We start from the raw sequence: 14,677 nt of genomic DNA, 5'->3' as shown, positions 1-14,677 counted from the left end.
AGCAGCCCACCTGAAGGAGAGTGCGATGGAGATGTTCTGGTTCATTCCCACCCACGGCGACAGCCGCTATCTGGGCACCAGCGAAGGCGCGCGCCAGGTCAGTGCCGACTACGTGACACAGGTGGCCGTAGCGGCGGACACGCTGGGCTATGAAGGGGTACTGATTCCCACCGGGCGCTCCTGCGAAGACCCGTGGGTGATTGCGTCCAGCCTGATCAATGCCACGCGCCAGCTGAAGTTTCTGGTGGCGCTGCGCCCCGGGCTGATGGCGCCCGCACTGGCAGCGCGCATGGCGGCCAGCTTCGACCGGCTGTCCGGAGGGCGCCTGCTGGTCAATCTGGTCACCGGCGGCGACCGCGGCGAGCTGGAAGGCGATGGCGTGTTTCTCGATCACGCCGACCGTTACGATGCCTCGGCCGAATTCATCCGGATCTGGCGCGAGATCATCCGCCACAGCCATGACAGCCAGAGCTACGACTTCGATGGCAAGCATCTGCAGGTGAAGGCGGCACAACTGCTGTATCCCACCGTGCAACGGCCGTATCCACCCGTGTGGTTTGGCGGCTCGTCCGATGCGGCGCACGACCTGGCGGCCGAGCAGGTGGACACCTACCTCACCTGGGGCGAGCCACCGGCTGCGGTAGCGCAGAAGATCGCCACCGTCCGCAGCAAGGCGGCCGCGCTCGGGCGCACCTTGCGCTTCGGCATCCGCCTGCATGTCATCGTGCGCGAAACCGACGCGCAGGCCTGGGCGGCCGCAGACGCACTGATCCGCCATCTCGACGACGACACCGTGGAGCGCGCACAGCGCGCCTTCGCGCGTATGGATTCTGTCGGCCAGCGGCGCATGGCCGCCTTGCATGGACGTGGCCAGGGCCGCACGCGCGCCGATCTGGAAGTCAGCCCGAACCTGTGGGCCGGGGTTGGCCTGGTTCGCGGCGGTGCCGGTACCGCCCTGGTCGGCAGCCCGCAGACGGTGGTGCAGCGGATCGAGGAATACGCGGCGCTCGGCATCGACACCTTCATCTTTTCCGGCTATCCGCACCTGGAAGAGGCCTATCGCTTTGCCGAACTGGTGTTCCCGCTGCTGCCACGCGCACGCCGGCAACAACTGCCCGGGCAACCACTGAGCGGCCCCTTCGGCGAGGTCATCGCCAACACCATCGTGCCACGCGCTTCGGCGCGCTGAGAGGAGTACTCATGAAGCGTCGCAACCTGCTCAAACTCGGAACGCTGGCCGGAGTCGCGCTCGGTGCCCCGCCACTGCTGTCCGGCGCCGCAGACGCGCCGCGCAAGATCGCCGTTCCCGAGCGCCTGCGCATGGATTACGCCTACTACTCGCCTACCTCGCTGGTGCTCAGGCACTTCGGCTGGCTGGAAGAGGCGCTCAAGCCGCAGGGCACCGAGGTCACCTGGGTGTTATCGGCCGGCAGCAATCGCGCACTGGAGTATCTGGCCGGCAACAGCATCGACTTTGGCAGCACCGCTGGCCTGGCCGCGCTGCTGGGGCGCGCCAACGGCAATCCGGTCAAGGCGGTCTATGTGTACTCGCGCCCGGAATGGGTGGCCCTGGTCGTCGGCAAGCAATCGCCGATTCAGCGCGTGGCCGAACTCAAGGGCAAACGGGTGGCCGCCACCAAGGGCACCGACGCGTATCTGTTCCTGTTGCGCGCGCTGCGCGAGGTCGGGTTGCACCGGAACGACGTCGACATCGTCCATCTGCAGCATCCGGATGGGCGTATTGCACTGGAACGCGGCAATGTCGATGCCTGGGCAGGACTGGACCCGCATATGGCTGCCAGCCAGCTCGAAGCCGGCTCACGGCTGCTCTATCGCAACGTCGCCTTTAATTCGTACGGCTTCTTGAACACCAGCGAAAAATTCGCCGCCGCCTACCCCGAGCAGATTCCGCTGGTGCTGCAGGCCTATGAGAAGGCACGCCGTTGGGCCATCGCGCATCCGGACGCGTTGGCGAGCCTGATCGCCGAGCAGGCCAGGCTCTCGGTGCCGGTTGCGCAACTGCAATTGCGGCGCACCGATCTCAGCCGGCCACTGATTGGTGCCGAGCAATTGGCGGCCTTGCGCAGCGCCGCGCCGATCCTGCTGGAAGAAGGCCTGGTGCGGCCGGGAACCGACCTGACCCAGGTGCTGGGCACCTTGATCGATCCACGCTATGCCACGCGCGCACGCGTGGCGCAGGGGTGACCGCCACCATGAATCAGACCTCGCTCCGCCTGTCGCGCACCCTGCCACCGTCCCGCCGCCCGCGTCGACACTGGCGCCTGCCTGCCGGCAGCCTGGGCCTGGTGCTGCCAATCAGCTTTTTTGCGGCACTGGAAGTGTGTTCGGCGCTGGGGTGGACGCCACGCTATCTGCTGCCGCCTCCCAGCCAGATCCTGACCACGCTGGCAGACGAAGCCGGCCGGGGGCTGGCCGGCCATCTGGGCGCCAGCGTGCTACGGGTGCTGGTGGGCTTTGCGCTGGGTGCCGGGCTGGGGCTGCTGATCGGCATCGGCGTCGGCTTGAACCGCTGGCTGGAGCACTTGCTGGATCCCAGTTTCCAGGCGCTGCGCGCGGTTCCCAGCCTGGCCTGGGTGCCGTTGTTGTTGCTTTGGATGGGCATCGACGAAGCGCCGAAGATCACCCTGATCGCGATCGGTGCGTTCTTCCCGATGTATCTGGGCGTGGCCAATGGCCTGCGCCAGGTCGACCGCACGCTGATCGAGCTGGGCGAGACCTATGGCCTGCCCTGGGGGCGCATGGTGCGGCGGATCCTGCTGCCGGCCGCGTTGCCATCCATCTTCACCGGGTTGCGCACCAGCCTGAGCCTGGCCTGGATGTTTCTGGTGGCCGCCGAACTGATCGCGGCCACGCGCGGGCTGGGCTATCTGCTGAGCGACGGGCGCGAGACCTCGCGGCCGGACATCGTCATTGCCGCCATCGTGTTGCTGGCCCTGCTCGGCAAGCTCAGTGACAGCGTGCTCAAGGCACTGGAAACCCGCACGCTGCACTGGCGCGACAACCTGCAGAACCGCCGCGCCCACCCACACGCGGCGCACGCGGCATGAGTGCCGGCCTGCAGATCCAGGTAGCGAACAAACGCTTCGGTGCACGCAGCGTGCTGCAGGACATCGAGCTGCGCGTGGCACCGGGCGAAGTCCTGAGCCTGATCGGACCCAGCGGTTGCGGCAAGAGCACCTTGCTACGCATCGTGGCCGGCCTGGAGCGCGACTACGGCGGCGAAGTATTGCTGGATGGCAGCCGCGTGCAGGGAATCGACCGCCGTATCGGCTTCATCTTTCAGGAGCCGCGCCTGCTGCCCTGGCTGGACGTAGCAGCCAATGTCGCCTTCGCCGACGACACCGCCGTTTCGCCGGCGGCAGCGCGGCAATCGCCGCGCGTGCAACAGTTGCTGGCCGAGGTTGGCCTGCTCGACCACGCGCAGGCGTTGCCCAAGCAACTCTCCGGCGGCCAGGCGCAGCGGGTGGCACTGGCGCGCGGGTTGTACCGGCAACCGCAGGTGCTGTTGCTGGACGAACCCTTCAGCGCGGTGGATGCGTTCACCCGCATCCGGCTGCAGCAGCTGTTGCTGCGCCTGGCCGGCGAGCACGGCTTCACCGTGCTGCTGGTGACGCACGATATCGACGAGGCGGTCTATCTGAGCGACCGCGCCATCGTTATCGGCGGCCAGCCCGGGTCCATCGTGCATACCCAGGTACTGGACCCGCCGCGGCCACGCGACCGCCGGGCGCACGAGGCGGCGCTGCGTGAGGCGCGTCAGGACCTGCTGGCTGCGCTGCACGACATCCATGCGGTGTAAGCATGCGGCGTTCGCCTGCAGGCCACCCCGACACATACGGCTGCCAACCGGCACGGGCCGGCGGCACGCGCGCCACCGGGTACCGATCATCTCTCTGCGACTGGAACGAGGCCACAGCGCATGACAAGCCACCAACTGCAACCCACTGTACTGAATCCGCTGCACACGGCCCGCCGCCTGGCCAACGACTTCGCAGCCACCGCAATCGAACGCGATGCGCGTGGCGGCACCCCCAAGGCAGAACGCGATGCGCTGCGCGCCAGCGGCTTGCTGGGCCTGAGCATCCCGCTGCAATACGGCGGTCTCGGCGCCAGCTGGAGCGAGGTGCTGACCATCGTGCGTGAATTCGCCAAGGCCGATAGTTCGATCGCGCACGTGTTCGGCTTCCACCACCTGATGCTGGCCACCGTGCGCTTGTTCGGCCAACCGGCGCAGTGGCAGCCGTGGTTGGAGCAGACCGCGCGCAAGCAGTGGTTCTGGGGTAACGCGCTCAATCCCCTGGATACCCGCACCGTCGCCGTGCAGTATGAGGGCTGGCGCGAATTTTCCGGCAAGAAGAGTTTCTGTTCCGGCGCTCTCGATTCGCAGATGCTGATCGCCTCCGCACTGGACGAGCGCAGCGGCAAGCTGCTGATCGGCGCCGTGCCCACCGCGCGCAGCGGCATCACGCTGGGCCACGACTGGGACAACATCGGCCAGCGCCAGACCGACAGCGGCAGCACTACCTTCGAGCGCGTGCGGGTGGAAGAAAACGAGCTACTGCTCGATCCCGGCCCGCTGAGTACGCCATTCGCGTGCCTGCGCCCCTTGCTGGCGCAGTTGCTGTTTGCGCATGTCTTCCTGGGCATCGCCGAAGGCGCGTTCGAAGAAGCACGCACCTATACCTTGACCGAAACGCGCCCCTGGCATCGCTCCGGGGTCGAACGGGCCAGCGACGATCCCTACATCCTGGCCCATTACGGCGAGTTCTGGCTGGGGCTGGAAAGCGCACGCCTGCTGGCCGGGCGCGCCGCCGATCTGCTCGATGCCGCCTGGCGCAAGGAACACGCGCTCACCGGCGACGAACGTGCACAGGTGGCCCTGGCAGTGGCCGCCGCCAAGGTCGCCACCACACGCGTGGGGCTGGAGGTGAGCAGCAAACTGTTCGAGGTCACCGGCGCACGCGCCACCCATGCGGCGCTGCGCCTGGACCGCTACTGGCGCAATCTGCGTACCCAGACCCTGCACGATCCGGTCGACTACAAGGTGCGCGAACTCGGCGAATGGGCGCTACGGCAACAGGCGCCTACACCCAGCTTCTACTCATGAATCGCTGTGGCGGCATGCTCGTCACCGCGAGTTCGCCTGCGCATCTCGGTGCTGCGTAGCTCCCTCTTCTCTCTCCTAGCATCCGGCCCATGTCCGATTTCCGTCTGCTGACCCTACCGTCGTTGCCGCAACGCGTCGCTGCCGGCAACCGCACGACCGCCGCCGCGCATGTGTTCGAAGACCCGGCATCGCAGGCATTGCTGGCACACCTGGAACGCGTGGCGCCCAGCGAAGCCAGCGTACTGATCATCGGCGAATCCGGCACTGGCAAGGAGCTGGTGGCGCGTCATATCCATAGCCTCAGCGCGCGTGCGCAGCAGCCGTTCGTGGCGGTCAACTGCGGAGCCTTCAGCGAATCGCTGGTCGATGCAGAATTGTTCGGGCACGAAAAAGGCGCCTTCACCGGCGCACTCAGCGCCAAGGCCGGCTGGTTCGAGGAAGCCAATGGCGGCACGCTGTTTCTCGACGAGATCGGCGATCTACCGATGCCGATCCAGGTCAAGTTGTTGCGCGTGCTGCAGGAGCGCGAAGTGGTGCGCCTGGGGTCGCGCCGCAGTATCCCGATCGACGTACGGGTGCTGGCCGCCACCAACGTGCCGCTGGAACAGGCAATCGGCCAGGGGCAGTTCCGCCAGGACCTGTTCTACCGGCTCAACGTGGTCGGCGTCGGGCTCAAGCCGCTACGCGAACGGCCCGGCGACATTCCACCGTTGATCCGCCATTTCGTGCAGATCTACAGCCAGCGCCTGGGCCATGGCCAGGTCATGGTCAGCGCGGAGGCCGAGCGGCTCCTGGTGCAGTACCCGTGGCCGGGCAATATCCGCGAGCTGGAAAATGTCATCCACCACACCTTGCTGATCCACCGCGACGGCGTGGTGCGCGCTGACGACATCCGGTTGTCGCCACTGCGCCTGCCCACCCCGTCCACCAGCGATGCGCAACCCGATGCCACGGCTCTGCTCGCACGCGCCTTCGACACCTTGTTCGAGAGCAATGACGGCGCGCTGCATGCCACCGTCGAAGCGCAGCTATTGCGTGCCGCCTACCGGCATTGCCACCACAACCAGGTCAGGACCGCTGCCCTGCTGGGACTGAGCCGCAACGTCGTGCGTGCGCGCCTGATCGAACTGGGCGAGGTGGTGGTCAACAAGCGCGTCGATTGACGCGCCGGGTGTCGATCCACGCTTGCCACGCTGCCTCGCAGTGCGGCGTCGCACCTTGGTCAGCCTTGCCCGGCGTGAAAATCCGGCCGCTCAGCGGCGCCGATAATCCACGTAAGAAAATGCGAAGGCGTGGCGCGCATCGGCTGCATGCTCCTCGCGCTGCACCGGCACCCACACAGCCGGGTCGATCGGCGGGAAGTGCGTATCGGCATGGTCGACCACGGTGTCCACCTCGGTGACAGCCAACAGGTCTGCGCGTTCCATCGTCAGGCGATACACCTCGCCGCCTCCGATCACGCACAACTCCTGCGCGCCCTCGTGCCCGGCACGCTTTATCGCCTGATCGATTGATGCCACCGCCTGCATGCCCGCGAACGGCACCTGCCCCGAGCGCGTCAGCACCAGATTCAGGCGCCCTGGCAAGGCGCGCCCCAGCGATTGCGCGGTCTTGCGCCCCATCAGGATCGGCTTGCCCAGCGTCAGCGCCTTGAAACGTTTGAGATCGTCCGGCAACTTCCACGGCAGATCGTTATCGCGACCGATGGCGTTGTTGCGGTCGAAGGCGACGATCAGGGTCAGTTTCATCGGTCCGGATACAGCGTGTCGTAGATTTTCATCGCGGCGTGCCGGCCCATCATTCCAAGGCAGAAAGCCACAAGGTACAACACAGCAATCACCGCCAGCGCCGCCGAAGACTGCCCGCCGAAGAGGTTCGTCAGCTGCAGGGGTTCGCCCTTGTACAAGGCAATACCGAAAAAGCCGATCGGTGCGATGAGCAGGATGCTCGTGAGATTCACAAACAGGCTGGCCTGCATTGCCATCAGCGAATCAGCCAGTTTTTCCCGTGCCTTGATCGAATGCTTGGCCATCACAGTGCTGTCGTCTCAAGTGGATGCTGGCGGACCATGCCGCAACTCGCTCGTCACACCGCCACCGGCGCCTTGATCGCCGGATGCGGGTCGTAGCCGTCGATCGCGATGTCCTCGAAGCGGAACCCGAACAGGTCGGTGACTTCGGGATTCAGGCGCAAGGTCGGCAATGCGCGCGGGGTGCGCGTCAGCTGCTCGCGGGCCTGCTCGAAGTGATTCGAATACAGATGCGCATCGCCCAGCGTATGCACGAAATCGCCCACGCCCAGGCCGGTGGCCTGCGCCACCATATGGGTCAGCAGCGCATAGCTGGCGATGTTGAACGGCACGCCCAGAAAGATGTCGCCGCTGCGCTGGTAGAGCTGGCAACTGAGCTTGCCGTCGACCACGTAGAACTGGAACAGGCTATGGCAGGGCATCAATGCCATCTGCGGCAGTTCGCCGACATTCCAGGCGCTGATGACCAGGCGACGCGAATCCGGATTGCGCTTGATCTCATCGACCAGCCACTGCATCTGGTCGATCTCGACGCCGTCCGGGCCGGTCCAGCGCCGCCACTGCTTGCCATAGACCGGGCCAAGATCGCCATTGTCGTCGGCCCATTCGTCCCAGATACGCACCTGGTTGTCTTTCAGATACCCGATATTGGTGTCGCCCTGCAGAAACCACAGCAGCTCGTGGATGATCGAGCGCAGGTGCAGCTTCTTGGTGGTGACCAGCGGGAAGCCGGCATTGAGATCGAAGCGCATCTGCCAGCCGAATACGCTGCGCGTGCCGGTACCGGTGCGATCGGACTTTTCGGCGCCGTGTTCCAGCACGTGTTGCAGCAGATCCAGGTACGGCTTCACTTGGCCGCCTCCACGGTTGCGGCAACCGGCACCACCGGCTGCAACACCGGCGCGCGGCGCGACATCGCCAGCAAGACCAGACCCACCGCAATCAATGGCAAGCTCAGAATCTGGCCCATCGTCAGCCAGTTGAAGGCCAGATAGCCAATCGGCGCATCCGGCACCCGCACGAATTCCACGATGAAGCGGAACACCCCGTACAGCAGCGCAAACAGCCCCGACACCGCATAGCGCGCACGCGGCTTCATCGAGAATGCCCACAACACGACGAACATCACCACGCCTTCCAGCGCGGCCTCGTACAGCTGGGACGGGTGACGGGCGAAGCGATCCAGTGCGCCGGCGGCGTACTGCGCGTGAATCTGCGCTGGTGCGATGTCAGCCAGCTCCGGTGCATGCGGGAAGATCACACCCCAGCCGGCCTGGGTGAACTTACCCCACAGCTCGCCGCCGACAAAATTGCCGAGCCTCCCGAAGCCAAGGCCCAACGGCACCAGCGGCGCGACGAAATCCATCACGTCGAAGAAGTGCAGGCGATGCTTGCGTGCCCACAGCCAGCAGGCGATCAATACGCCCAGCAGCCCGCCGTGGAAGCTCATGCCGCCTTCCCACACCTTGAACAGGATCAGTGGATTGGCCAGGAAGGTCTCGAATGCATAGAACAGCATGTAGCCGATGCGCCCGCCCAGCACCACGCCGAGCATGCCGTAGAACAGCAGGTCGGAAAAACCGTCCATATCCACGCCGGGCAGACGGCCGCGCAGGATGCGCGAGCGGCCCAGCGCCCAGGCCGAGAAGAAGGCGGCCAGATACATCAAGCCGTACCAGTGCACCTGCACCGGGCCGAGCGAGAAGGCGATGGGGTCGATGGCGTGCAGATAGATCATGCGGACCGCGTATGACGAAAAGCGAGGCCGCTATTCTGACACCTCGAGCGCGCTCAGCCTAAGAGCTGTGGCCGATCGGGCAGCTCGTCTTCATGCTGCACGTCGCCGGTGGCCGGGAAATGCGCGACCAGCAGCTCGGTCACCGCCTCGATCCCGGCCAGGACCGCGGCCTCGTGCTGGCCCTCACGCAGGAACTGCTGCATGCGCCGGCACACCTCCGCCCACTGTGCCTCCGGCACCTGGCTGCGCAGGCCGCGGTCGGCGACCACTTCGATGGCATGGTCCGCCAGCAGCAGATAAATCAAGACACCGTTGTTGGCGTCGGTGTCCCAGGTGCGCAGCTGCGCGAACGCCTGCTCGGCGCGCTGGCGGGCCGTGTGCCCACGCCACAGCGCCCCGAGCGGCAGGTCCGCATCCACCGCCACCATGATCTGGCCGGTATGGCTGCGTTCGCTGGCGGCCACGGCCGCAGCGATGGTGTCCATGCAGGCAGCCGGAAACCTGCGCTGCGCCGAGGGCGCGAAAAAATGCCTGAACCACCGCATTACCAGCTCCCCGAGGCGCCACCGCCTCCCGATGATCCACCGCCGCCACCCCAGCCGCCGCCAAAACCACCACGGCCACCGCCCCCGAATCCTCCGAACCCACCGCCGCCCCAGCCTCCGCCACCGACGAAGCGCCCAGGCGAACCGGAGACCAGGCCCGCCAACAGGCCGATGATGGCTGCACCGACGCTGGCGAACAGCAACGAGGTGAACAGCAGGGCGGCAGCGCCGGCGGCGACACCGGTCAACACGGCGCGCAACGGCCGCGGCAAGGCGCCGAGAATGCCGCGCGCCACCATTGCGGCCACAAATCCGATGAACAACGCCATGATCCAGCCGCCACCGCCTGCACCGCTGCCCACGCCACCATCGGCATGCCCGCTGACCGGTTCCGGCAGGGCTTCTCCCTCGATCAGGCCGGCCAGCGTCGCGGTCGCATCGCGAATGCCGCCGCCGTAGTCGCCCTCGCGAAAGCGCGGCGCCAGATACTCCTGGATGATGCGGTTGGCCACGATGTCGGGGATGGCGCCTTCCAGGCCATAACCGGGCTGGATCCGCACGCGGCGATCGTCCTTGGCCACCAGCAGCAGCACGCCATCGTCAACGCCCTGACGCCCGATCTTCCATTGATCGAACACGCGCTGGGCGTATTGCTCGATCGCCTCCGGCTGGGTGGTCGGCACGATCAGGATCTGCAGCTGCGCGCCCTTGCGCTGCTGCAACGCCAGCGCCTGCTGCTCGAGCTGCTGGATCTGCGCCGCATCGAGGGTGCCGGTGACATCGACCACTGGCGAGCGCAAGGGGGGAATGGCCGCAAGATCCTGCGCCAGCACCGAAGCGGGCAGCAGCAGTAACGCCATTATCCAGCACACCCACCTGTCCATTTTCCGCATTACCGACTCCTACCTGATAAGTACTGACAATTCATCAGCACTGACACTTGGCTGTCCCTTCTCCGTGCGGGAGAAGATGCCCCGCAGGGGCGGATGAGGGAGCGAGCGACGCCACGCGCAGTTGGAACGATGCAAGGGCGTCGCTGCGTCCCCTCATCCAGCCCCTCTCCCGAGGGGAGAGTGGCTTGATATACCGTATCTACAAATAGGTCTTGATTGAGCAAGCGACAGATGGATCGACATGGCCAACGTAGCGACTGCCTCGACGTGCCGTGCAGCACACCGCGCAGCATTCGGTACTGCGCAGTGCAGGGATTCAATGCGCAGGCTGCGGTTGCTGCTGTGGCGGCTGCTGCTGCGGCGCTTGCTGATTGCCGAAATCCACCTGCGGCGCGCGCGAGATCTGCGCTTCGTTTTCCACGCTGAAATTCGGCTTGGGCTGATAACCGAAGATCTTGGCGGTGATCACCTGCGGAAACGAACGGATGTAGGTGTTGTAGTCCTGCACCGTCTGGATGTATCTGCCGCGGGCCACGGTGATGCGGTTTTCGGTGCCTTCCAGCTGCACCTGCAGGTCGCGGAACGACTGGTCGGACTTGAGCTGCGGGTAATTTTCACTGACCACCAGCAACCGCGACAACGCGCTGCCCAGCTCGCCCTGCGCCTGCTGAAAACTCTTGAGCGAGGCTTCGTCATCGGCATTGACCTGGATCTGCCCGACGCGCGCACGCGCATTGGTGACTTCGGTCAGCACCTGGCGCTCCTGCTGTGCGTAGCCCTGCACGGTGCGCACGAGGTTGGGAATCAGGTCGGCACGGCGCTGGTACTGGTTCAGGACTTCCGACCAACCGGCTTTGACGCCCTCTTCCTTTTGCTGGATCGCGTTGTACCCGCAACCCGACAGAGAGGCGGTCAGGAGCAGCAATACCAGGGCACGCATCAGGACAGACATGCAGGCGATTCCGTTGAAAGAGAGCCGCAGCATGCCACGCGTCGGGTCAAGCCGGCATACACATGCCTGCGCCTGGCGTGCGCGGCGGTGCTGCACACCAAAGCGACAGGCGGTGCGCAATGCGCAACGCTGTCGATCGGCGCTCCATCGCGACAGCGCTAGCGCCCAAGGCCGCTGCCAGCCAATGCATCGCAGCACCTGTCACCACGCCGATCCTGCGTTGCGCGAACCGGCGGACGTCTCCAACCCGAGTGCCCAACGCGTCATTGCCCATCGCGTGCGTCCGAGCGCGGCATGCAACGCCCAGGGAGCACTAGCGTCCGATTCCGGGCGGCACCAGCGAGCAGTTGCCGCAGCAGCCACCGCATACGGGAGGGCTCTAAAGACCGGTAAAGTCCTTCACAGCACCCGCGGCACCAGAATCACCCCCCAGCACAGCAGCACATTGAGCAGCAGCAGAAACACCGCTGCCGAGCCCATGTCCTTGGCGCGGCCGGCGAGCACGTGGTGCTCGGGACCATAGCGTTCGATCACCGCTTCGATGGCCGAATTCAGCAGCTCGGCGGCCAGCACGATCAACAACGGCGCGACCAGCGCAACGCGTTCCAGCGGCGACTGACCCAGCCAGAGGCCCAGCGGGGCCATGACCACGGCCAGGCAGACTTCCAGCCGGAACGAGGATTCGTGCAACCAGGCTGCACGCAATCCCTGCCACGACCAGATCGCAGCCTTGAGCATGCGGCGCGGTCCGCGCGGCACGTGTCCCAATTGATCGGCCATGCGTCAGTGCTTCCGGCCGCAAGGGCGCGTCGGGGGACAAGGGGGACGCATGGCATGGTCGCTGCTGGGGAAAGTGCGAATCTTGCACCGTGGCGCTGCACACCGCCAGCCACGGTTCGGTTTGCCCTCAGCTCGCAGACTGCTGCACCATGGGCAGCCCGCTTGATTGCTGCAGGTTTTCGCATGACTCGATCCGCCTTGCGCGCACTGCTGTGCACCCTCGCACTATTCTCCGGCCACGCCATCGCCCAGGCCCATCAGGCGCCACACGCCGCACCTGCGGTGCCCGCGCAGATCTCCAACGCGGCCTGGGAAGAAGACATGCAGCGCTTTGCCGCCAACGACGCGCGCCAGCCGCCGCCCAGGCACGGCATCGTGTTCGTCGGCAGTTCCTCGATCCGCTTCTGGGACACGCTGGCGCAGGATTTTCCCGGCAAACCGGTCATCAATCGCGGGTTCGGCGGCTCGGAAGTGCGCGACAGCACCTGGTACGCCGACCGCATCGTGATCCCGTATGCGCCACGCCAGGTGCTGCTGTATGCCGGCGATAACGATCTCAACAGCGGCCGGACGCCCGAGCAGGTGCGCGATGACGTGGTCGCGTTCGTCGCGCGCATTCGGCGCGACCTGCCCGATGCACGCATCAGTTATCTGTCGATCAAACCCAGTCCCTCGCGTGCGCAATTGCTGCCGTCGGTGATCGCCGCCAATCGCCTGATCAAGGACGCACTCGCGCCGCTGCCGCGCGTGGATTTTGTGGATGTCTACACACCCATGCTCGATGCCAGGGGCAAGCCGCGCCCTGAGCTGTTTCGCGAAGACATGTTGCACATGACTGCAGACGGCTATGCACTCTGGCGCAAGGCAGTGGCGCCGGTATTGGAGCAAAAGTAAGGGTTGGCCAAGCGATCTGATGGCGCAGGCCATCGGATCGGTTGATTGGCAGCGGAGATGACCGGCCACCACGAAAGCTCATGCACCGCAGGCGCAGCAAGGACGCAGCGCATGGCAACGGGTGCACTCACCGTCCTGCGTCGTAGAGGCGATGCGCGTTCTCACCACGGCACGCAACGCCAGCGGATGAAGCGAGACGCATCGGCTTGAGGCATCCCGCATCTGGTCACCCATGCACGGATGGTGCGTGAGCGCCTTCATGCCGAAGCGATCGACCGACAACGCCGCGTCTGGCGAACAGCCACCGGCTTACGCCACCACGACCGCCACCGACGTTCCCACACCTGCCTCGCTGTGCAGTTCGATCCGCCAGCCGAAGCGGTCGCACAGCCGGCGCACGATCGACAATCCCAGGCCGGTGCCCTGCGGGCGCGTGGGATCGGCGCGAAAAAACGGTTCGAACGCACGCGCACGCGCTTCTTCGCTCATGCCGATGCCGGTATCGCGCACCACGATGCGGTCCTGGGTCACTTCAACTTCGATGCTGCCGGTATCGGTATAGGCGCAGGCGTTGCGCAACAGATTGCTCAGCACCACCCGCATGACCCGTGGCGGCGCGAACATCTGCAGGCTGCGGTCGCCGACCATGTGCAAGGACACCGGCTTGTCGCCAAGCAATTCGCGGGCGCTCTCCACCTCTTCGCTGGCCAGCTCTGCCGCATCGAAGGTTTCGCTTTGCGGATCGATCTCTGCTTCGCGTGCCAGGATCAGGAACGCGTCGATGACCGCTTCCATGTCGCGGCCGGCGCGCTGGATGCGACGCAGGCTGCGCTGGGTACGCTGCGATAGCTCATCGTCGGCCAGCGCCATGTCGCTGGCCACCCGGATCACCGTCAGCGGTGTGCGCAGCTCGTGACTGGCATCGCGGGTGAAATTGCGTTCGCGCGCGACGTGGTCGCTGACCCGCTGGCCGAGCGCATGCAATGCGGCGGCCAGTTGTCGGGTTTCGCCCTGCAACTCTGCGGGCAAGCGCTCCGGCGACAATTCGTCCACATCGGGGTTGCGCGGGTCCCAGTGCGATACGCGTCGCGCGAGCCAGCTGATCGGCGACACCAGTCGCTTGGACACGCGGTAGGTGAACCAGGAAACGCCGTAAATCCCCAGCAGCACGACAATGGCCGGCACCACGCCGAACCACAGCGTCAGATGCGCGGCACGCGAGCGCGGAAACACCAGGTACAAGCGCCCCTCGGGGCGCTGATCCACATAGACCAGCGCATCGGCAGCAGCCACCTCGCTGAAACCCGGCGACAGCATTTGCAGTGCACGCGGCGCTGCATCGGCGGCATTGCCCGCAGGCGAGAAATACCCTTGGATATTGCGTGTGTTCGGCGGCCGGTTGTCCGGTGTGTTCTTGTGCATGCGCCAGAAGTGCACGGCCTCGTCGGCAAGCACGGTGCGCACCAGGCTGTACTTGATCACGAAGGAAATCAAATACCCGCCAAGCACAATCGCCAAGCTCGCCAGCGCGACCTGCAGCAGGAAGGCAAGACGTATTTTTCGCGGGAGCCCGTGTGGCATTGCTGCATCCAGGGGAGAGCGCCGGATTATAGGCAACGCTTCCGTGAGTCCATCGTGCAACCAGCCGGCGGCACGGGAGAACGAGCGGCGCGTCTGCGCCTACAGGAGCGGCCGGCCGCCAGTCGGCAGCCGGCCGG

16 protein-coding genes are annotated in these 14,677 nt (G+C 65.7%); 7 read left to right on the top strand and 9 right to left on the bottom strand.

What is annotated here, in order from left to right; genetic code table 11:
• Positions 1 to 25: 25 nt before the first annotated feature.
• From ssuD to VZ068_RS05010, 6 genes are all read left to right on the top strand, one after another.
• Positions 26 to 1,189: an FMNH2-dependent alkanesulfonate monooxygenase gene (ssuD, locus tag VZ068_RS05035; RefSeq protein WP_259154341.1), complete on the top strand. Its 1,164-nt coding sequence runs from the start codon at positions 26 to 28 to the stop codon at positions 1,187 to 1,189.
• Between the two features lie 11 nt (positions 1,190 to 1,200).
• Positions 1,201 to 2,205 (top strand): aliphatic sulfonate ABC transporter substrate-binding protein, encoded by a 1,005-nt coding sequence (locus tag VZ068_RS05030; protein WP_349657085.1) that lies wholly within the window; start codon positions 1,201 to 1,203, stop codon positions 2,203 to 2,205.
• Between the two features lie 8 nt (positions 2,206 to 2,213).
• Positions 2,214 to 3,068, top strand: a complete 855-nt coding sequence (locus VZ068_RS05025; protein WP_349657084.1) for an ABC transporter permease — start codon at positions 2,214 to 2,216, stop codon at positions 3,066 to 3,068.
• On the top strand, positions 3,065 to 3,820 hold the full coding sequence (locus tag VZ068_RS05020; RefSeq protein ID WP_349657083.1) for an ABC transporter ATP-binding protein: 756 nt from the start codon (positions 3,065 to 3,067) through the stop codon (positions 3,818 to 3,820). The genes VZ068_RS05025 and VZ068_RS05020 overlap by 4 nt, the downstream gene beginning before the upstream one ends.
• Positions 3,821 to 3,940: 120 nt before the next feature.
• Entirely contained in the window at positions 3,941 to 5,128 is a 1,188-nt protein-coding gene (locus VZ068_RS05015; protein ID WP_349657082.1) for an acyl-CoA dehydrogenase family protein, read from the top strand.
• A gap of 89 nt (positions 5,129 to 5,217) precedes the next feature.
• Entirely contained in the window at positions 5,218 to 6,291 is a 1,074-nt protein-coding gene (locus VZ068_RS05010; RefSeq protein ID WP_259154367.1) for a sigma-54 dependent transcriptional regulator, read from the top strand.
• A gap of 90 nt (positions 6,292 to 6,381) precedes the next feature.
• Here the strand turns inward: VZ068_RS05010 and VZ068_RS05005 are convergent, their stop codons facing one another.
• From VZ068_RS05005 to VZ068_RS04970, 8 genes are all read right to left on the bottom strand, one after another.
• Positions 6,382 to 6,876, bottom strand: a complete 495-nt coding sequence (locus VZ068_RS05005) for a dihydrofolate reductase (RefSeq protein WP_349657081.1) — start codon at positions 6,874 to 6,876, stop codon at positions 6,382 to 6,384.
• A complete protein-coding gene (locus tag VZ068_RS05000) occupies positions 6,873 to 7,160 on the bottom strand; it encodes a hypothetical protein (RefSeq protein ID WP_259168267.1) in 288 nt (95 codons plus the stop codon). The genes VZ068_RS05005 and VZ068_RS05000 overlap by 4 nt, the downstream gene beginning before the upstream one ends.
• A 53-nt stretch (positions 7,161 to 7,213) precedes the next feature.
• Complete coding sequence (locus tag VZ068_RS04995; protein ID WP_259154370.1) at positions 7,214 to 8,008, bottom strand: thymidylate synthase; 795 nt, start codon at positions 8,006 to 8,008, stop codon at positions 7,214 to 7,216.
• Positions 8,005 to 8,895, bottom strand: a complete 891-nt coding sequence (lgt, locus tag VZ068_RS04990; protein ID WP_349657080.1) for a prolipoprotein diacylglyceryl transferase — start codon at positions 8,893 to 8,895, stop codon at positions 8,005 to 8,007. The genes VZ068_RS04995 and lgt overlap by 4 nt, the downstream gene beginning before the upstream one ends.
• Before the next feature lie 53 nt (positions 8,896 to 8,948).
• The gene (locus tag VZ068_RS04985) at positions 8,949 to 9,440 is read right to left on the bottom strand and encodes a TPM domain-containing protein (protein WP_349657079.1); all 492 of its coding nucleotides are present in this window, start codon (positions 9,438 to 9,440) and stop codon (positions 8,949 to 8,951) included.
• Complete coding sequence (locus tag VZ068_RS04980) at positions 9,440 to 10,333, bottom strand: TPM domain-containing protein (protein WP_349657078.1); 894 nt, start codon at positions 10,331 to 10,333, stop codon at positions 9,440 to 9,442. The genes VZ068_RS04985 and VZ068_RS04980 overlap by 1 nt, the downstream gene beginning before the upstream one ends.
• A 316-nt stretch (positions 10,334 to 10,649) precedes the next feature.
• Positions 10,650 to 11,285: a LemA family protein gene (locus VZ068_RS04975; RefSeq protein ID WP_259154386.1), complete on the bottom strand. Its 636-nt coding sequence runs from the start codon at positions 11,283 to 11,285 to the stop codon at positions 10,650 to 10,652.
• 399 nt (positions 11,286 to 11,684) lie between these two features.
• Positions 11,685 to 12,065: a diacylglycerol kinase gene (locus VZ068_RS04970; RefSeq protein ID WP_349657077.1), complete on the bottom strand. Its 381-nt coding sequence runs from the start codon at positions 12,063 to 12,065 to the stop codon at positions 11,685 to 11,687.
• Positions 12,066 to 12,248: 183 nt separating this feature from the next.
• Between VZ068_RS04970 and VZ068_RS04965 the strand changes: the two genes are divergently transcribed.
• Entirely contained in the window at positions 12,249 to 12,959 is a 711-nt protein-coding gene (locus tag VZ068_RS04965; RefSeq protein WP_349657076.1) for an SGNH/GDSL hydrolase family protein, read from the top strand.
• A 309-nt stretch (positions 12,960 to 13,268) separates the two neighbouring features.
• On the opposite strand, the gene VZ068_RS04960 is transcribed toward VZ068_RS04965, so the two are convergent.
• A complete protein-coding gene (locus VZ068_RS04960; RefSeq protein WP_349657656.1) occupies positions 13,269 to 14,540 on the bottom strand; it encodes a HAMP domain-containing sensor histidine kinase in 1,272 nt (423 codons plus the stop codon).
• Between the last annotated feature and the right edge of the window lie 137 nt (positions 14,541 to 14,677).

Source organism: Xanthomonas sp. 10-10, from assembly GCF_040182365.1.
In the GTDB taxonomy this organism is placed as follows: Bacteria; Pseudomonadota; Gammaproteobacteria; order Xanthomonadales; family Xanthomonadaceae; genus Xanthomonas; species Xanthomonas arboricola_F.
The sequence above is the reverse complement of the archived record's forward strand: the minus strand, read 5'-3'. Positions and strand labels throughout refer to the sequence as shown.